This is a genomic window from Paraburkholderia elongata (genome assembly GCF_013177735.1).
GTDB lineage: Bacteria > Pseudomonadota > Gammaproteobacteria > Burkholderiales > Burkholderiaceae > Paraburkholderia > Paraburkholderia elongata.
Genome location: NZ_WOEZ01000134.1, coordinates 1 through 18,374, shown reverse-complemented (window position 1 = coordinate 18,374; position 18,374 = coordinate 1). Strand labels below are relative to the sequence as shown.

Below are 18,374 nucleotides of genomic sequence, written 5' to 3'. Positions count from 1 at the left end.
CGCATGGTTTGTGTCATCAGCAGCGCCCTAATCAGGAACATCTATGTTTTTGCGCTGATTAAATCTTTTACAGGAATGAGCTTTTGCTGTTTTCGCCAATGAACTCAATGTGGGTTCGCCACCACGATAGGACTGCACCATGATCGAATTCGAACCGAAATACATCACCTTCGACTGCTACGGCACGCTCACCAAGTTCCGTATGGCCGACATGACCCGCGAAATGTTCGGCCACCTGCTGAACGCCGAAGACCTGGAAAAGCTCGTTGCGTTCTACGCGGGCTATCGTCGCGACGAAGTGCTTGGTGCATGGAAGCCGTATCGCGACGTGGTGGTCAACGCCTTGCGCCGTGCATGCAAGCGCATGAACGTCGCGTTCGATGAAAAGGAAGCCGAGAAGATCTACCTGGCCGTGCCGACCTGGGGTCCGCATCCGGACGTACCGGAAGGCCTCTCGCGTCTGGCGAAGAAGTACAAGCTGGTGATTCTCTCGAACGCGTCGAACAACCAGATCCAGAGCAACGTCGACAAGCTCGGCGCACCGTTCCACGCGGTCTTCACGGCAGAGCAGGCGCAGTCGTACAAGCCGCGCATGCAAGGCTTCGAGTACATGTTCGACCAGTTGAACTGCAATCCGGAAGATGTGTTGCACGTGTCGTCGAGCCTGCGTTATGACCTGATGACCGCACACGACCTGGGTATCAAGCACAAGGCCTTCGTCAAGCGCGGCCACGAACCGTCGACGCCGTACTACCAGTACTACGAAGTCAACGACATTCCGCATCTGGCCGCGGAACTCGGCCTGTAAGCGTCGTTGGCCCCATTGCCCATCTCAAGGACAGACCGGATGAAGCTCGATTCCTATTGGCTCGACACCGCACCGCCGCTCGTTTCGGCGTGTGAAGGTCCGGTGGAAGGCCAGACCGATGTCGTCGTGATCGGCGGCGGCTTCACCGGGCTCTCGGCGGCGCAGGCGTTGGGCAAGCGCGGCGCCTCGGTGACGGTGCTCGACGCGGGCCGCATCGGCGGCGGCGCGTCCGGGCGCAACGGTGGGCAGGTCAATACCGGCGTCGCGCAGGACTTCGTCGCGCTGGTCGCGCAACTGGGTGTGGAGCGGGCCAGTGCCTGCTACCGCGCGTTTTCGGATGCGGTCGATACGGTCGAGCGTCTGATTCGCGAGGAAAACATCGACTGTAATTACATTGCGACCGGCAAACTGAAGCTGGCGTCGAAGCCGCATCACCTGGCGCACTTGGAGAAGACGGCGGAGTTGATCCGTCGCGAAGTCGATACGGATATCGAACTAATCGGGCGCGAGCGGATTCGCAGCGAAATCCAGTCGGACAGTTTTTACGGTGGGTTGCTGCAACGGCATGGCGGCCAGATGCATATGGGCAAGTTCACGGTCGGACTCGCCGACGCCGCGGTGCGTCGCGGCGCGAAGCTGTATGAAAACGCGGCGGTCACCGCGATCGCGAAGGACGGCAGTGGCTTCAGGGTCACGACCGCACGCGGCGAAGTGCGCGCGAAGCAGGTGCTGATCGCCACCGGCCCGTCGCGGCACGGTCCGTTTGGCTGGTATCGGCGGCGTCTCGCGCCGGTGGGTTCGTTCATCGTCGTGACGGAACCGCTGCCGTCGGAACTGCTGGCGCAAGTGTTTCCGAACCGCCGTGCTTACACCACCACGCGGCTGATGCACAACTACTTCCGCGTGACGCCGGATTCGCGCTTGCTGTTCGGTGGTCGTGCGCGTTTTACGGCGTCCGAGCGACCCTCCGACGCGAAGAGCGGAAGGATTCTGCAACAGGGTCTCGCCGCAATGTTCCCGATGCTGGCGAAAGCACGCATCGACTATTGCTGGGGCGGCCTGGTAGACATGACCGCCGACCGTCTGCCGCATGCCGGGCAGCACGACGGCATCTATTTTTCGCTGGGTTACAGCGGCCACGGCACACAGATGTCGACGCATATGGGCCAGGTGATGGCCGACGTGATGGACGGCCACGAAGAGCGTAATCCGTGGCGCGGGTCCGAGTGGCCCGCGATCCCGGGCCACACCGGCAAACCCTGGTTCCTGCCGCTGGTGGGGACGTACTACCGCATCAAAGACATCTTCTATTGATTCTTCATTGTTGTATTTGCCATTAAAACCACGCAGCTATCCCTGTCACCCTCGCGGAGAAGATCGATGAATAAGGAAACCTCACAACATGACGCTTTTCAACTCGGCACCGAGTTGGAGCGATTGACGTCAAAAGGCACGTCGCGGCGCGGCGTGCTGCGCGCGATGGCTGCGGCCGGGATGATGTCGGTGACGGGCGCCGGCCTTCTGACCGCGAGCGGCGCGGCCTTTGCGCAAGCGAAGCCGAAGCAGGGCGGCAAGATCCGGGTGGCGACGCAGTCCGCATCGGCCGCCGACACGCTCGACCCCGCCAAGGGCGCGCTCGGCACGGACTATGTCCGCGGCTTCATGTTCTACAACTGCCTGACCGAACTCGATTCACATCTCGGCGCGAAGATGGCGCTCGCCACCTCACTGGACACGAAGGATGCGACAGTGTGGGTCGCCAAGCTGCGCACCGGCGTGCAGTTCCACGACGGAAAGCCGCTCACGCCGGCCGACGTCGTGTATTCGATCATGCGCCATAAGGATCCGGCGACGGCGTCGAAAGCGAAGACGCTGGCCGATCAGATCAAGGAAGTGAAGGCGACGGGCCCGAACGAAGTGACGATCACGCTGGAAGGTCCGAACGCCGATCTGCCGGTGATTCTCGCCACCTCGCATTTCCAGATCATCAAGGACGGCACCAAGGATTTCAAAACCGCGGTCGGCACCGGCCCGTTCAAGGTCAAGGAATTCTCGCCGGGCGTGCGTACGGTCGGCGTGAAGAACACGAATTACTGGAAGCCGGGCCTGCCGCACCTGGACGAAGTCGAATTGATCGGCATTGGCGACGAATCGGCGCGCGTGAACGCGCTGCTCTCGGGCGACGTGCAACTGATCAACTCGGTGAGCCCGCGTTCGACTGCCCAGATCAAGGGCGCCGGTGGTTTCGCCGTTCTGGAGACGAAGACGGGCGAGTACACGGACCTGATTGTTCGCGACGAAGGTGGCATTACCGCCAACGACGATTTTCGGCGAGGCATGATGTACCTGCAGGATCGCGAGCAGATGCGCCGGGCGATCTTCCAGGGGTACGGCGCGATCGGCAACGATCAGCCTATCGATCCGACCAACAAGTACTACCTGGCCGGTTTGCCGCAGCGCGCCTTCGATCCGGACAAGGCGAAGTTCCATTTCCAGAAGGCCAAAGTCGGCAGCGCGCCGATCCAGATTTTCGCGTCGCCGGCGGCAGAAGGATCGGTTGAAATGGCGATGTTCCTTCAGCAGGTGGCGCCGCAAGCCGGTCTGAATCTTCAGGTGTCGCGCGTGCCGTCCGACGGCTACTGGTCGAACCACTGGATGAAGCATCCGCTGGGGTTCGGCAATATCAACGCGCGTCCGAGCGCCGACGTGATCTTCACCCAGTTCTTCAAGTCGGACGCGCCGTGGAACGAAGCGAACTGGAAGAGCGCGAAGTTCGACCAGATGCTGGTCGCGGCACGTGGCGAACCGGACGATGCGAAGCGTAAGAAGATCTACGGCGACATGCAGGTGCTGGTGCATGAAACCGGCGGCGTCGGCATTCCGCTGTTCCAGAGCTCGCTCGATGCCTACACGGCGAAGCTCAAGGGCCTCGGCTCGATTCCGCTGGCCGGCCTGATGGGCTTCATGTTCGCGGAAAACGTCTGGCTGGAGGCCTGAGCCGGCCGTGACTGACGAACAGTAACAAAGGGTTTCCAGTCTGACGAACTGGGAAGTCGAACCCGGCAATACGCACGCCGCTTGCTCGCGGCGTGCGGCTTCACCCCAGAGGAGGCGACTTTCGATGAAAGCACACGCGCAACGACTCATTGCCGCGCGCCTTGGCCTCGCGCTGCTTACGCTGCTGCTGGTCTCGGCGGTCGTGTTCGCCATCACCGGGCTGCTTCCCGGCGATGCCGCTCAAGAGGCGCTCGGCCAGGCGGCGACCCCGGAAGCCGTCGCGGCATTGCGGCATCAGTTCGGCCTTGACCAGCCGGCGCTGCAACGCTACTTCGAGTGGCTCATTCATATTCTCAGCGGCAACTTCGGCACCTCGCTGTCGAACAATCTGCCGGTCAGCGAGTTGATCGCCACGCGCCTGCCGAACTCGCTGGTGCTGGCTGGGCTGACGGCGCTGGTCTCGGTGCCCGTAGCCTTGCTGATCGGTATTTCGTCGGCGATGTTCCGCGGCTCGCTGCTCGACCGCACGCTTAATGTGCTCACGCTGTCGACGGTGGCCGTGCCGGAGTTTCTGATTGCTACCATCGCTGTGCTGATCTTCGCCGTCAAGCTGCGTTGGCTGCCCGCGCTGTCGTATCTCTCGGAGGTGCATTCGTTCGGCGCGCTGCTGCGCATCTACGCGATGCCGGTGATGACGCTGTGCTGCGTGATCGTCGCGCAGATGGCGCGCATGACGCGGGCCGCGGTGCTCGATCAGCTCAATTCGTCGTACGTGGAAATGGCGGTGCTCAAGGGGGCCTCGCCTGCGCGTGTGGTGCTGCGGCATGTGTTGCCGAACACGATCGGGCCGATTGCCAATGCGGTGGCATTGAGCCTGTCGTATCTGTTCGGCGGCGTGGTGATCGTGGAGTCGATCTTCAACTATCCCGGCCTCGCGAGCCTGATGGTGGATGCCGTCACCAACCGTGACATGCCGCTCGTGCAGGGCTGTGTGATGGTGTTCTGCGCGGCGTATCTCGCGTTGGTGCTGATCGCCGACCTGTGTCAAATCGTATCCAATCCGAGGCTGCGTCGATGATGAGCCAACCTACCAATCCCCACGTTCCTCATGTTCCCCATGCCAGCACCGAGCTGTACGACCTGGACCTAGGCCTGGACCTCGATGAACCCGCTGTCGAGCCGCCGGTCGTCGAAACGGCAGCACTTAAGCAAGGCGTGTTGAAACGGCTGGTGCACCGCTTCTCCGTGCTCGGCCTGATTGGCCTCGTGCTGGTGACGTTCTGGCTGATCGTCGCGTTCATCGGGCCGCTGGTCGCACCGTATAACGGCGGCACGCTGACATCGACGGAGATTTTCGGCAGCTATAGCGCGGCGTATCCGCTCGGCACCGACTATCTCGGCCGCGATATGTTGAGCCGGATTCTCTACGGCGCTCGTTATACGGTGGGCCTCGCGCTGGCGGCCGCGGTACTCGCCAGTTTGATCGGCACGTTCTTCGGGCTGCTCGCCGCGGTGTCCGGGCGCTGGGTCGATGAAATCCTGAGCCGGTTGTTCGATGCGCTGATTTCGATTCCGAGCAAGGTGCTCGCGCTCGTTGTCATCGCCGCGTTCGGTTCGTCGATCCCGATGCTGACGACCGTTGCCGCCTTGGCCTATATCCCCGGTGCATTCCGCATTTCGCGCTCGCTCGCGGTGAACCTGATGGGCCTCGAATATGTCCAGGTGGCAAGAGCGCGCGGCGAGGGCATCTTCTATATCGCACGCGTTGAAGTGCTGCCGAACATGATTCATCCGATGCTCGCCGATTTCGGTTTGCGCTTCGTGTTCATCGTGCTGCTGCTGAGCGGGCTGAGCTTCCTCGGCCTCGGTGTGCAGCCTCCGAATGCGGATTGGGGTTCGCTCGTGCGCGAGAACATCGGCGGTTTGTCCGAGGGCGCGCCTGCTGTTTTGATGCCTGCTGTCGCGATTGCGACGCTGACCATCGGCATGAATCTGCTGATCGACAACCTGCGGCGTCGCGGCCGTAGCCATGGGGGTGCATGATGGCTGATCGCGCTGATCGGGACATGATTGAAGTGAAAGGGCTGCGGGTCGTCGCGGGTGCGGCGCCGGGGCCGGTGACCGAGATCGTCAAGGGCGTCGATTTTTCGGTGAAGAAGGGCGAGGTGCTGGCGCTGATCGGCGAGTCCGGGTCGGGCAAGACGACTATCGCGTTGTCTTTGCTCGGCTATGCGCGGGCAGGTTGTTCGATCAGCGGCGGTTCGATTCGTATCGGCGATGTGGATGTGCTGTCGCTCGATGCCAAAGGCCGTCGCGGTTTGCGGGCGCGGACCGTGGCGTATGTCGCGCAGAGTGCGGCGGCAGGTTTCAATCCGGCGCGCACGATCATGGATCAGGTGACCGAGCCGGCGTTGCTGCATCACTTGATGTCCGCCGAAGCAGCGCGCACGAAAGCGATCAGCTTGTTCCGCGCGCTCGCGCTGCCCGCGCCGGAGACGATCGGCGACCGTTATCCGCATCAGGTGTCCGGTGGCCAGTTGCAGCGCTTGATGGCCGCGATGGCGCTGATTACCGATCCCGCTGTCGTCGTGTTCGATGAGCCGACCACCGCGCTCGATGTCACCACGCAGATCGAGGTGCTCGCGGCCTTCAAGAAAGTGATCCGCGAACTCGGCACAACCGCCGTGTACGTGTCGCACGATCTGGCTGTGGTCGCGCAGATGGCGGACCGCATCGTCGTGCTGAATGGCGGCGCGGTGAAGGAGAACGGCGCGGTCGCGCAAGTGCTCGATGCGCCGGTGGATGCCTACACGCGTCAACTGCTCGCTGCCACACGCCGTCCGGAAGCGGAGCTGGAGACGCCGCAGAGTGCCGGCAAGCACATCCCGCCGTTGCTCGAAATTCGCGGGCTCTCGGCTGGCTACGGACGTATCGATCGCTTCGGCGCGCCCGCCGTGCGCGTGCTCGACGACGTCAGTTTGGCGATCCCTCGCGGCAGCACGCTCGGTGTGATCGGCGAATCCGGCTCCGGCAAGACGACGCTCGCGCGCGTGGTGGCCGGTCTCGTCGACCGCGCGGGCGGCGAAGTGTTGTTCGATGGCAAGCCGTTGCCCGCACAACTGTCGCGCCGCACGCTGGAGCAGTATCGGCAAATCCAGATCGTGTTCCAGAACGCCGACACCGCGCTGAACCCGAGCCATTCGATCGCCGACATCCTTGCCCGTCCGCTGGCGTTCTATCACCATCTGGGTGGCTCGGCTGCTAAGAAACGCATGCTGGAACTGCTCGATCTGGTACAGCTGCCGGCCTCGATTGCCACGCGCACACCTGCCGGACTCTCCGGCGGCCAGAAGCAGCGCGTGAATCTGGCGCGCGCGCTCGCTGCCGATCCCGCTTTGATCCTCTGCGACGAAGTGACCTCCGCGCTCGATACAGTGGTCGGCGCGGCGATCCTCGACCTGCTGGCCGAATTGCGCCGTGAGCTCGGCGTGTCGTACATGTTCATCAGCCACGACATCTCGACCGTGCGCGCCATCTGCGACGAAGTGATCGTGCTGTACGCGGGGCATCGCGTGGAAGCCGGGCAGCGCGACGTGCTCGCGGCGCCGCCGTATCACCCGTACACGGGCTTGCTGGTCGATTCGGTGCCCGCGCTGAAACCGGGCTGGCTCGATGCGCGCCGCGAGATCGGTTGTGCCGCGTTGCCGCCGATGGGCGAGAGCTCCGATATTCCAGAGTTGTGCGCGTTCCGCGCGCGCTGCCCGGTGCGCATCGACGGGATGTGCAATATGACGCCGCCGTCCCTGAAGAAACTGCCTTCGGGCGCGGAGATTCTTTGCCATCATCCGGCGGCCGAATTGAACCGCTTGCAGACCGCGGAGGCGACCCCGGCATGAGCGGACGATTTGTGCGGCTCGCTGAGACAGGCCGCAAGACCTTTCCGATTACCGTGGACGGCGTCGTGCATGAGGCCGCCGAGGGCGACACGTTGATGGTCGCCTTGCTGACCGGCGTGAGCACATTGCGCGATTCCGAATTCGGCGACGGCCGCCGCGCCGGTTTCTGTTTGATGGGCGCTTGCCAGGACTGCTGGGTCTGGACGGCGCAAGGCGAACGCATGAGGGCGTGCAGTACGCCTGCGGCGCCCGGCATGTCGATCGTCACGAAGCTCGCCGAAGCCGGGGAGGGTGTATGGCCCCGCGTGTAGTGATCATCGGCACCGGGCCGGCGGGCGTGCGCGCCGCGCAGGCGCTGGTCGAAGCGGGGCTGCGGCCGACGGTCATCGACGAAGGGCGGCGTGACGGGGGCCAGATTTATCGGCGGCAACCGGAAGGTTTTTCTCGCAGCTATGAGACGTTGTACGGCACCGAGGCAGAGCGCGCCGCTTCGCTGCATCAAAGCTTCGATGCGCTGAAGGGCAAGATCGATTATCTGCCGGAGACGCTGGTCTGGAATATCTCGCCGAACACCGTGCATCTCGCGAGCGGCACGCGCTACCAGACGCTGACGTTCGATTCCCTGATTGTTTGCAGCGGCGCGACGGACCGGCTGATGCCGGTCAAGGGCTGGCACCAGGCCGGCACGTATAGCCTCGGCGGCGCGCAGGTTGCGCTGAAATCGCAGGGATGCGCGATCGGCTCGCGCATCGTGATGATGGGCAGCGGTCCGCTGCTGTATCTCGTGGCCGCGCAATATGTGAAGGCGGGCGCGCAGGTGGCGGCGGTGCTCGATACTTCGACATTCATGCAGCGTGTGGCCGCGCTGCCCCGGTTGCTGGCGATTCCTGCCGCGCTCAAAAAGGGGATTGCGTTGACGCGTGTGCTGGCAAAGGCGCGCGTGCCGGTTCATCGCGGCGTGCAGCCTGTGGAAATCAAAGGCTCGCCGCAAGACGGTGTAAGCGGCGTTGTGGTTGCGTTGCCTGACGGCAAGCAACTCGAACTTGCATGCGATGCCGTCGCGCTCGGTTATCACCTGCGTCCCGAGACGCAGCTCGCGGACCTCGCGGGGTGCGGCTTCCTGTTCGACGACAACACGCAGCAGTGGCTTCCGCAAATCGACGACGATGGCCGTAGCAGCGTCATGGGCGTCTATCTGGCGGGCGATGGCGCAAGGGTGCGCGGTGCGGACGCAGCGGAACGTTCGGGCCGACTCGCGGCGTTGGCGGCGTTGCGCGATCACGGCGTGAAGGTCGAAGGCGTCGAGCAGTTGCGCGCCGAACTCGCACGTTTCACACGCTTCGCCGCGGGCCTGCGGGAAGCCTTTCCGTGGCCGGCGAAATTCGCCGCGTCCCTGCCGGATGAAACGATTGTCTGCCGCTGTGAAGCGATTACGGCCGGCGAACTGCGCCGTGTCGTGCATGAGACCGGCGCCCAGGAAGCCAATCGCGCGAAGGCTTTTTCGCGCGTCGGCATGGGCCGCTGCCAGGGGCGCTACTGCGGCCACGCTGGTGCGGAAATCATCGCAGCGGCGGCTTGTGTGCCGTTGTCCTCGGTGGGACGGCTGCGCGGTCAGGCGCCCGTCAAGCCGCTGCCTGTGGCGCTTACCGAAGAGGTGGGCGAATGAGCGCGACGACCACTAACGAAGCCGATGTCATCGTGATCGGCGGCGGCATCATGGGGACGACGACCGCCTTCTTCCTGCGTCAGCGTAACCGTTCGGTGATCCTGCTCGAACGTGGACTCACGGGGCAGCAGGCGAGCGGCGTGAACTTCGGCGGCATTCGCCGGCAGGGCCGCGCGCTGCCGCAACTCGAGATGGCGAACCGCGCACTGCGGACATGGCAACGCTCGAAGGAACTGCTCGGCGAAGACATCGAGTTTCTTGCGTCGGGCCACACGCGCGTGTGCTACCACCAGAAGGACGTGGAGAATTTCGATCAATATGCGATCGATGCCCGTGCTTACGGTCTCGACCTCAAAGTGTTGCACGGCGATGCCATGTTCCAACGCTTTCCGTTTCTCGGGCGCGAGGTGCTGGCGGCATCGATTTCGCCACTCGACGGTCACGCCAATCCGCGTCTCGCTGCGCCCGCGTTTGGTCGTGCGGCCGAGCGGCTCGGCGCCCAGGTGATCGAGAACACCGAGATCGTGCGTGTCGAAAAAGACGGTGAGCGGTTTCGCGTGGAGAGCGCACACGGCGACGTGTATTGGGCCGCGCAACTCGTGATCTGCGCGGGCGCCTGGGCGAGCCGTCTCACCGAACAGTTCGGCGAACCCGTTCCGCTGACCGCGAGCGGACCGCAGATGGCCGTGACCGAGCCGGTGCCGTATGTGTTCAAGTCGTCGATGGGTGTGTTCACATCGATCAAGGAAGAGAGCATCTATTTCCGGCAGATTCCGCGCGGCAATATCATTCTCGGCGGCGGTCCCGGTGGGCCGGCGGATGCCGTGACGTGCCGCGCATCGGTCCTGCCGCGCAATACCGTGCGGCAAGTCGCGCAGTTGCGGCGGCTCGTGCCCGCGATGGCGCCGCTGCATGTGATTCGCGTGTGGAGCGGCGTGGAAAGTTATCTGCCCGACGGCGAACCGGTGATCGGGCCGAGCAGTAAGGTCGATGGTCTTTACTATGCGTTCGGTTTCTGCGGCTCGGGTTTCCAGATCGGTCCGGGCGTCGGCGAGACGCTGGCCGAGTTCGTCGACACGGGTAGCACCGTTATTCCCCTCGACGTGTTTTCCGTCACCCGGTTCGCGAAGCAAGCCGCGCCCCGCTCGACCATCGCGACGCCATGAAACAGTCCATCAGCCTCAACGCCGCAAGGGCGTTTATCGAAGCCCATTTCGACGAACCGGTGACGCTCGCGCAACTCGCCGCGTTGTCCGCGCTCAGCGTGTCGCGCTTCGCGACGGTGTTTCGTCAGCAGTACGGTTCATCGCCGTATCGCTATCTGTGCGGGCTGCGGATTCAGCGGGCGCAAACCTTGTTGCTCGAAGGCGTGCCGGGATCGGTCGTCGCCACTGAGGTGGGATTTTTCGATCAAAGCCACTTTGGTAGGCATTTCAAACGATGCTGCGGGATGACGCCCAGCATGTTCATTGCGCGCGCCGGAGCGAATGCGGCGGAACACAGTAGCGTGGTTCAGGCTACTGCGCCGCGTTCAGCTTCCGCCATAAGGTCGTCTTGCTGATGCCGAGTGCCTGGCAAACTGCATCGCGATCGCCGTCGCATGCGGCGAGAGCGGCGCGGATTTCGTCTGCTTCCACGTGACGGCTGCGCTCGCGTAACGTTAGCGCCGCTTTCTTCGCGAGCACGCGGGGTTGCTCGAAGATTTCAGGTGCGACGGTGCGCAGTACCTCGCGTGTGAAGACGGTTTTTGTCGCGCCGTTTGGGTTCGTGTCCGTATCCGCGTCTGCCAGTTCAACCGCAATCCGTTCGATCACGTTCTGCAATTCACGCACGTTGCCGGGCCACGTGTAACGCTTTAGCGGCTCGCTGAGACTAGCGAGGACGCGCTTGGTCGCATCCGCATCGGGCAGCCGGGCCGCCAGCCTCGGCTCACGCGACGCCGCCTGCAGCAGCAGTTCCGCCGCGAGCGGCAGCAGATCGGTGGGCCGCTCGCGCAGCGGCGGCAGGGCGATGCTCAGAATGTTGAGCCGGTAGTACAGATCCGCGCGGAAGCTGCCCGCCTCGATGCCCTCGGTCAACGCGCGATGGGTTGCCGCGACGACCCGGATGTCCACTCGTGTCGGCTCCGTCGAACCGAGCCGCACGACTTCGCGCTCCTGCAGCACACGCAATAGCCGACTTTGCAACGACAACGGCATCTCGGCGATTTCGTCGAGAAACAACGTGCCGCGGTGCGCCACTTCGATCAGCCCCGCCTTGCCGCCTTTGCGTGCACCCGTGAACGCGCCTTCCTCATAACCGAACAACTCGCTCTCGAGCAATGCCTCAGGAAACGCGCCGCAATTGATGGCGACGAAGGCGAAATCACGCCGCGCGCTCAGCTGATGCATGCTCTGCGCGACCATCTCCTTGCCGGTGCCGCTTTCGCCGAGAATCAGCACGGTGGCGTCCGATTTGGCGTAGCGCTGCACGAGCGTGCGGACCCGTTCGATCGAATCGGATGCGCCGACGATATCGCCAAGCTGGTAACGCGCGCTGAACTGCTGCACGCGCTGCCGCGAGCGCAAGGTGCGGTCGAGTCGTTCGACCGCGCGCGATTCCTGAAACGTCAGCACGGTGCCTGACGCCGAACTGCTGCTCGCCAAGGGCCCGCGATGTACGACGTAGCTCGCACCACGCACGGTGCAGAACGTGTCGCCGTCCGAGTCCGGCAAGCTGCCTGCGAGATCCGGCGCGAGGTCGAGCAACTCGCGGCCCACTGCCTGTGCCGCGTCGATGCCGAGCACGCTGGCAAGGCGCTGGTTCATCGCTTCGACGCACCCTTGCGCATCGAGCGCGACGACGCCGTCGCGCAGATGCTGCAGCAGATTGTCGAGCCGTTGACGGCGAATCGTTTCGCGGCGGGTGGCCTGCGCGACTTCGAGTGCGGTATCGAACGCGGCACGTACGGACGCGCGTGAGTACAGAAACACCGCGCCCATGCCGGCGTTCGCCGCAAGATCGGTGACGAGCCCCGGGCCGACCACGACGTCGATGCCTCGATCGCGCAGATCGAGCACGACACTCTCCGCATCCTGAGCCGACTGATACGAAGCGAACGTCACGTCGATGCCGTACGCGGTGGTGAAGCGGCGCACTTCGTCAGGCGTGTCGCCGTGCGTGACGAGCGCGACCTTCGCGCCGTCACGCCGCGCTCGCGCGAGCGCGTGCATGACGTCGAAACCGGTTGGGTTGATCAGCACGACCGGTACGCTGACGCGCGTTTTCAGATACGCGCCGTTGGAGCCACCGGCAATCACGACGTCCGGACGCCCGGTGCCGACTACGTCGACCTCATGCACGGCGTCTTCGAAGCCATGCGAGACGATGCGCAGATCGGCGCGTTCAACGTACTCGCCGGCGATGTCGAAGAACAGATCGCGCAGCCGGCTGATGCTGACGGCCCAGATGCGGGGGCGCTGCGCAGGGTCGAAGGGGGGCGTGCTCACGGCGGGTGGCTCGTTGTCTGGAGAAAGGGGCGGGAAGGATGAGAAGCCCGCCCATTATGCACCTGTCGTTTTCGAATTTGAAATTCGCGATTTCACTTATGAAATCGGTCGGCAGTGTGGCCAGGAGATGATTTTTTGTTAAATCAGGCACTTAGCGGTTCATGTTCCGCATGGCCCATTCTTTGCGTTATGAGTCTCCGTTTTCACCGGTCACCGCATTGAAACCCTGAAAGACAAGCTCGGCGCGCTGATTGCCGCACGAACGCAACCCCGCAGTTGGAGAAGAAATTATGAGTGAAGCCGATAACAGCACGCCGAACGCAGGCGCCTTCAAACCGAAGAAATCCGTCGCCCTGTCCGGCGTGACGGCGGGCAACACCGCGCTGTGCACGGTCGGCAAGACCGGCAACGATTTGCACTACCGCGGCTACGACATTCTCGACATCGCCGGCGCATGCGAATTCGAAGAGATCGCTTATCTGCTGGTCCACGAAAAGCTGCCGACGCAAGCCGAACTGACCGCCTACAAGACCAAGCTCAAGGCGCTGCGTGGTCTGCCCGCGAACGTTAAAGCCGCGCTGGAATGGATTCCGGCCGCCGCTCACCCGATGGACGTGATGCGCACCGGCGTATCGGTGCTCGGCACCGTGCTGCCCGAGAAGGACGACCACAACCTGCCAGGCGCACGTGATATCGCCGACAAGCTGATGGCCTCGCTCGGTTCGATGCTGCTGTACTGGTACCACTACTCGCACAACGGCAAGCGTATCGAAGTCGAAACGGACGACGATTCGATCGGCGGTCACTTCCTGCATTTGCTGCACGGGGTGGAACCGTCGAAAGAATGGGTCGATGCAATGCATGTGTCGCTGAACCTGTATGCCGAGCACGAATTCAACGCGTCGACCTTCACCGGCCGCGTGATCGCGGGCACGGGCTCGGACATCTACTCGGCGATCACCGGCGCGATCGGCGCACTGCGCGGTCCGAAGCACGGCGGCGCCAACGAAGCCGCGTTTGAAATCCAGTCGCGCTATCAGACGCCTGACGAAGCCGAAGCCGATATCCGCAAGCGCGTCGAAAACAAGGAAGTGGTGATCGGTTTCGGTCACCCGGTGTACACGATCTCCGACCCGCGTAACAAGGTCATCAAGGAAGTCGCGAAGAAGCTCTCGAAGGAGGCGGGCAACCTGAAGCTGTTCAACATCGCCGAGCGACTTGAAACAGTGATGGCAGATGTGAAGAAGATGTTCCCGAATCTCGACTGGTTCAGCGCGGTCTCGTATCACATGATGGGCGTGCCCACAGCGATGTTCACGCCGCTCTTCGTGATCGCCCGTACGGCAGGCTGGAGCGCGCACATTATCGAGCAGCGGATCGACAACAAGATCATCCGTCCGAGCGCGAATTACACCGGTCCCGACGATCTGCCGTTCGTGCCGCTCGCCAAGCGCGTGTAAGGGTGTAAGCGCAAAGCCGCAAGCGTTTCTCCTCCATTGCGTCTCATGAGCGCGACGTAATGAAGTTTGGGCCTTGGCTCGCTGGAACCCCGAGCCAAGGCTGTTTTTTTGCAGCGCGCGTTGCGGTGCATTGCGCGGTGCGTTGTGCGACGCATCAACGAAACACACGGCAAGTCGGCGCGCCACCGCGAGCTAAACTACACAGATTGTCCGATTGACACGCAAGGGTTGCGCCGCTTGAAAGAGGGGCAGCGGATTCTGAAGCACGGCTGCCGCCATCGTCCCCGGATCATTATTGTTTTGTCCCCTACGCCATGAATACTGCCAACCGCAAACGCCTTCCCGGCACCCAACTGGATTTCTTCGACACGCGTGCCGCCGTCGATGCGATCCAGCCCGGCGCCTATGACAAGCTGCCGTACACCTCGCGCGTGCTGGCCGAAAACCTCGTGCGCCGCTGCGATCCGGTGACGCTCACTGCGTCGCTCAAGCAGATCATCGAACGCAAGCGCGAGCTGGATTTTCCGTGGTTCCCGGCGCGCGTGGTGTGCCATGACATTCTCGGTCAGACCGCTTTGGTCGACCTCGCCGGCCTGCGCGATGCGATTGCCGCGCAAGGCGGCGATCCGGCGATGGTCAACCCGGTCGTGCCGACGCAGCTCGTAGTGGATCACTCGCTTGCCGTCGAGTGCGGCGGTTTCGATCCGGATGCGTTCGCGAAGAACCGCGCCATTGAAGATCGCCGCAATGAAGACCGCTTCGACTTCATCAACTGGACCAAGCGCGCGTTTAAGAACGTCGACGTGATTCCGCCGGGCAACGGCATCCTGCATCAGATCAACCTCGAGCGCATGAGCCCGGTGGTGCAGGTGAAAGACGGCGTGGCCTTCCCCGATACGCTCGTCGGCACCGACTCGCATACGCCGATGGTGGATGCGCTCGGCGTGATCGCCATCGGCGTGGGTGGTCTCGAAGCGGAAAGCGTGATGCTGGGCCGCGCGTCATATATGCGCCTGCCGGATATCGTCGGTGTTGAGCTCACGGGCAAGCCGGCTGAGGGCATTACCGCGACCGACGTCGTGCTCTCGCTGACCGAATTCTTGCGCAAAGAAAAAGTGGTCGGCGCGTACCTCGAGTTCTACGGAGCAGGCACGGCCAACCTGACGCTCGGCGATCGCGCGACCATCGCCAACATGGCGCCCGAATTCGGCGCGACGGCGGCGATGTTCTACATCGACGAGCAGACCATCAAGTACCTCAAACTCACCGGCCGCGACGACGAACTCGTCAAGCTGGTCGAGACCTATGCGAAGGAAACCGGCCTGTGGGGCGATACGCTGAAGCATGCCGAGTATGAGCGCGTGCTGACGTTCGATCTGTCTACCGTGGTGCGCACGCTGGCGGGTCCGTCGAATCCGCATCGTCGTTTGCCGGTTTCTGAGCTGGCCGCGCGCGGTATCAGCGGCAAGGTGGAGAACGAGCCGGGCCTGATGCCGGACGGCGCGGTGATCATCGCTGCGATCACGAGCTGCACGAACACCAACAACCCGCGCAACATGATCGCCGCCGGTTTGCTGGCGCGTAATGCCAATCGACTCGGATTGACCCGCAAGCCGTGGGCGAAGACTTCGCTCGCGCCGGGGTCGAAGGCGGTCACGCTGTATCTGGAAGAGGCGGGCCTGTTGCCGGAACTGGAGCAACTGGGCTTCGGCGTGGTCGCGTATGCGTGCACGTCGTGCAATGGCATGTCGGGTGCGTTGGATCCGATGATCCAGAAGGAAATCGTCGATCGCGATCTGTATGCGACGGCTGTGCTGTCCGGTAACCGTAACTTCGACGGCCGTATTCATCCGTATGCGAAGCAGGCCTTTTTGGCGTCGCCGCCGCTGGTGGTGGCCTACGCGATTGCGGGCACGATTCGCTTCGATATCGAGAAGGATGTGCTTGGCGTCGACGCTGACGGCAATGCGATCAAGCTAAAGGACATCTGGCCGTCGGATGAAGAGATCGACGCGATCGTCGCTTCGAGCGTGAAGCCGGAACAGTTCCGCAAGGTGTATGAGCCGATGTTCGCTGTGTCTGTCGATACCGGTGAGAAGGCTGATCCGCTGTATGACTGGCGTCCGACGAGTACTTATATCCGCCGTCCGCCGTATTGGGAAGGCGCGCTTGCCGGTGAGCGCACACTCAAGGGCATGCGTCCGCTGGCCGTGCTGGGCGACAACATCACGACCGACCACCTTTCGCCGTCGAATGCGATTCTGGCTGACAGCGCGTCGGGTGAGTACCTTGCCAAAATGGGCTTGCCGGAAGAGGACTTCAATTCGTACGCAACCCACCGTGGCGATCACCTGACCGCGCAGCGTGCCACCTTCGCGAATCCGACGCTGAAGAACGAAATGGTGCTGGAAGACGGCAAGGTGAAGGCGGGTTCGTTGGCCCGCATCGAGCCTGAGGGCAAGGTGACGCGCATGTGGGAAGCGATCGAAACCTACATGGAGCGCAAGCAACCGCTGATCGTGATTGCCGGGGCGGACTACGGTCAGGGTTCGTCGCGTGACTGGGCGGCGAAGGGCGTGCGTCTTGCCGGCGCGGAGGCGATTGTTGCGGAAGGATTCGAGCGGATTCACCGCACGAATCTGGTGGGCATGGGCGTGTTGCCGCTGGAATTCAAACCTGGTGTGAATCGTCTCACGCTCGCTATCGACGGCACCGAAACCTTCGACGTGATCGGCGAACGCAAGCCGCGCTCCGACCTCACGCTCGTGATTCATCGCAAGAGCGGTGAGAGCGTGGAGGTGCCGGTGACGTGCCGCCTGGACACCGCGGAAGAGGTTTCCATCTACGAAGCCGGCGGCGTGTTGCAACGTTTTGCGCAGGACTTTCTTGAATCGACGAAGGCTGCGGCTTAAGGCTTTTAAGCTTCTCTCATCAGGACACTACTTTTATGGCCCACAAACCTCAGATCAAGATTCCAGCGACGTACATGCGCGGCGGTACCAGCAAAGGCGTGTTCTTTCGGCTGCAGGATTTGCCGGAGGCGGCCCAGGTTCCGGGCGCTGCGCGTGACGCGTTGCTGATGCGTGTGATCGGCAGCCCAGACCCGTATGGCAAGCAGATCGACGGTATGGGCGGCGCGACTTCCAGCACGAGCAAGACGGTCATCATCGCGAAGAGCAGCAAGCCGGATCATGACGTGGATTACCTGTTCGGGCAGGTTTCTATCGACAAGGCTTTCGTCGATTGGAGTGGCAATTGCGGCAATCTCTCTGCTGCGGTGGGGCCGTTTGCAATTAGCGCAGGTTTCGTCGATGCGAGCCGGATTCCGCAGAACGGTGTGGCTATTGTGCGCATCTGGCAGGCGAATATCGGCAAGACGATCATCGGGCATGTGCCTATTACCAATGGCGCCGTGCAGGAAACTGGGGACTTTGAACTCGACGGTGTGACCTTTCCGGCTGCAGAGGTTCAGCTCGAGTTTATGGACCCGGCTGCAGAAGAAGAGGGTGCGGGCGGCGCGATGTTCCCCACGGGGAAGCTGGTCGATGACCTCGAAGTGCCGGGTGTCGGTACGCTGAAGGCGACGATGATCAATGCCGGTATCCCGACCATTTTCGTGGATGCGGAAGCAATCGGTTATAAGGGCACCGAACTACAGGACGCCATCAATAGCGACGATAAGGCGCTGGCGATGTTCGAAACCATTCGCGCACATGGTGCGGTGCGTATGGGCCTCATCAAAAATATCGATGAGATCGCGACGCGGCAGCATACGCCGAAGGTTGCTTTTGTCGCCAAGCCTGCCGACTACGTTGCTTCTAGTGGCAAGCGTGTTGCCGCGAGTGACGTCGATCTGCTGGTGCGGGCAATGTCGATGGGTAAGCTGCATCACGCGATGATGGGGACGGCTGCTGTGGCGATTGGTACGGCGGCGGCGATTTCAGGCACGTTGGTGAATCTCGCTGCGGGTGGTGGGGCGCGGGATGCGGTGCGGTTTGGACATCCTTCCGGGACGTTGCGGGTGGGGGCCGAAGCTCGGGAGGAAGGCGGGGAGTGGAC

14 protein-coding genes are annotated in these 18,374 nt (G+C 62.8%); 13 read left to right on the top strand and 1 reads right to left on the bottom strand.

The features are described from left to right. Positions 1-139 precede the first annotated feature (139 nt). The 10 genes from GNZ13_RS24785 to GNZ13_RS24740 all read left to right on the top strand — a co-directional run bounded on the left by GNZ13_RS24785 (position 140) and on the right by GNZ13_RS24740 (position 10,928). A complete protein-coding gene (locus GNZ13_RS24785; RefSeq protein WP_172169134.1) occupies positions 140-808 on the top strand; it encodes a haloacid dehalogenase type II in 669 nt (222 codons plus the stop codon). 39 nt (positions 809-847) lie between these two features. Beyond that, positions 848-2,122, top strand: coding sequence for an NAD(P)/FAD-dependent oxidoreductase (locus GNZ13_RS24780; RefSeq protein ID WP_172169132.1), 1,275 nt, complete (start codon positions 848-850; stop codon positions 2,120-2,122). 66 nt (positions 2,123-2,188) lie between these two features. Next, positions 2,189-3,805 (top strand): ABC transporter substrate-binding protein, encoded by a 1,617-nt coding sequence (locus tag GNZ13_RS24775; RefSeq protein ID WP_172169130.1) that lies wholly within the window; start codon positions 2,189-2,191, stop codon positions 3,803-3,805. A 124-nt stretch (positions 3,806-3,929) separates the two neighbouring features. Beyond that, positions 3,930-4,883: an ABC transporter permease gene (locus tag GNZ13_RS24770; protein ID WP_172169128.1), complete on the top strand. Its 954-nt coding sequence runs from the start codon at positions 3,930-3,932 to the stop codon at positions 4,881-4,883. Continuing rightward, complete coding sequence (locus GNZ13_RS24765; protein ID WP_172169126.1) at positions 4,880-5,848, top strand: ABC transporter permease; 969 nt, start codon at positions 4,880-4,882, stop codon at positions 5,846-5,848. The genes GNZ13_RS24770 and GNZ13_RS24765 overlap by 4 nt, the downstream gene beginning before the upstream one ends. Before the next feature lie 23 nt (positions 5,849-5,871). Beyond that, on the top strand, positions 5,872-7,701 hold the full coding sequence (locus GNZ13_RS24760; protein ID WP_407945662.1) for an ABC transporter ATP-binding protein: 1,830 nt from the start codon (positions 5,872-5,874) through the stop codon (positions 7,699-7,701). Beyond that, the gene (locus GNZ13_RS24755) at positions 7,698-8,012 is read left to right on the top strand and encodes a (2Fe-2S)-binding protein (protein WP_172169120.1); all 315 of its coding nucleotides are present in this window, start codon (positions 7,698-7,700) and stop codon (positions 8,010-8,012) included. The genes GNZ13_RS24760 and GNZ13_RS24755 overlap by 4 nt, the downstream gene beginning before the upstream one ends. Next, positions 7,997-9,367 (top strand): FAD/NAD(P)-dependent oxidoreductase, encoded by a 1,371-nt coding sequence (locus tag GNZ13_RS24750; RefSeq protein WP_172169117.1) that lies wholly within the window; start codon positions 7,997-7,999, stop codon positions 9,365-9,367. Before GNZ13_RS24755 ends, GNZ13_RS24750 begins: the two co-directional genes overlap by 16 nt. After that, positions 9,364-10,533 carry an NAD(P)/FAD-dependent oxidoreductase gene (locus tag GNZ13_RS24745; protein WP_172169114.1) on the top strand — a complete coding sequence of 390 codons (1,170 nt, stop codon included), beginning with the start codon at positions 9,364-9,366 and terminating at the stop codon, positions 10,531-10,533. Before GNZ13_RS24750 ends, GNZ13_RS24745 begins: the two co-directional genes overlap by 4 nt. Continuing rightward, a complete protein-coding gene (locus GNZ13_RS24740) occupies positions 10,530-10,928 on the top strand; it encodes a helix-turn-helix domain-containing protein (protein WP_172169111.1) in 399 nt (132 codons plus the stop codon). The genes GNZ13_RS24745 and GNZ13_RS24740 overlap by 4 nt, the downstream gene beginning before the upstream one ends. Here the strand turns inward: GNZ13_RS24740 and prpR are convergent. Further along, on the bottom strand, positions 10,885-12,855 hold the full coding sequence (gene prpR / locus GNZ13_RS24735) for a propionate catabolism operon regulatory protein PrpR (RefSeq protein ID WP_172169108.1): 1,971 nt from the start codon (positions 12,853-12,855) through the stop codon (positions 10,885-10,887). The two genes, GNZ13_RS24740 and prpR, sit on opposite strands and share 44 nt — an antisense overlap. A 290-nt stretch (positions 12,856-13,145) precedes the next feature. On the opposite strand from prpR, the gene prpC reads away from it, so the two are divergent. The 3 genes from prpC to prpF form a co-directional block, all read left to right on the top strand. After that, the gene (gene prpC, locus GNZ13_RS24730; RefSeq protein WP_172169105.1) at positions 13,146-14,315 is read left to right on the top strand and encodes a bifunctional 2-methylcitrate synthase/citrate synthase; all 1,170 of its coding nucleotides are present in this window, start codon (positions 13,146-13,148) and stop codon (positions 14,313-14,315) included. A 314-nt stretch (positions 14,316-14,629) separates the two neighbouring features. After that, entirely contained in the window at positions 14,630-17,227 is a 2,598-nt protein-coding gene (acnD, locus tag GNZ13_RS24725; RefSeq protein WP_172169102.1) for a Fe/S-dependent 2-methylisocitrate dehydratase AcnD, read from the top strand. A gap of 35 nt (positions 17,228-17,262) precedes the next feature. Further along, positions 17,263-18,374 (top strand): 2-methylaconitate cis-trans isomerase PrpF (prpF, locus tag GNZ13_RS24720; protein WP_172169099.1); only part of this gene is annotated, 1,112 nt, incomplete at its 3' end.

Bases quoted from the DNA above. Each gene is read 5' to 3' on its own strand.
- GNZ13_RS24785 (WP_172169134.1), top strand. From the start codon at position 140: ATGATCGAATTCGAACCGAAATACATCACCTTCGACTGCTACGGCACG.
- GNZ13_RS24780 (WP_172169132.1), top strand. From the start codon at position 848: ATGAAGCTCGATTCCTATTGGCTCGACACCGCACCGCCGCTCGTTTCG.
- GNZ13_RS24775 (WP_172169130.1), top strand. From the start codon at position 2,189: ATGAATAAGGAAACCTCACAACATGACGCTTTTCAACTCGGCACCGAG.
- GNZ13_RS24770 (WP_172169128.1), top strand. From the start codon at position 3,930: ATGAAAGCACACGCGCAACGACTCATTGCCGCGCGCCTTGGCCTCGCG.
- GNZ13_RS24765 (WP_172169126.1), top strand. From the start codon at position 4,880: ATGATGAGCCAACCTACCAATCCCCACGTTCCTCATGTTCCCCATGCC.
- GNZ13_RS24760 (WP_407945662.1), top strand. From the start codon at position 5,872: ATGATTGAAGTGAAAGGGCTGCGGGTCGTCGCGGGTGCGGCGCCGGGG.
- GNZ13_RS24755 (WP_172169120.1), top strand. From the start codon at position 7,698: ATGAGCGGACGATTTGTGCGGCTCGCTGAGACAGGCCGCAAGACCTTT.
- GNZ13_RS24750 (WP_172169117.1), top strand. From the start codon at position 7,997: ATGGCCCCGCGTGTAGTGATCATCGGCACCGGGCCGGCGGGCGTGCGC.
- GNZ13_RS24745 (WP_172169114.1), top strand. From the start codon at position 9,364: ATGAGCGCGACGACCACTAACGAAGCCGATGTCATCGTGATCGGCGGC.
- GNZ13_RS24740 (WP_172169111.1), top strand. From the start codon at position 10,530: ATGAAACAGTCCATCAGCCTCAACGCCGCAAGGGCGTTTATCGAAGCC.
- prpC (WP_172169105.1), top strand. From the start codon at position 13,146: ATGAGTGAAGCCGATAACAGCACGCCGAACGCAGGCGCCTTCAAACCG.
- acnD (WP_172169102.1), top strand. From the start codon at position 14,630: ATGAATACTGCCAACCGCAAACGCCTTCCCGGCACCCAACTGGATTTC.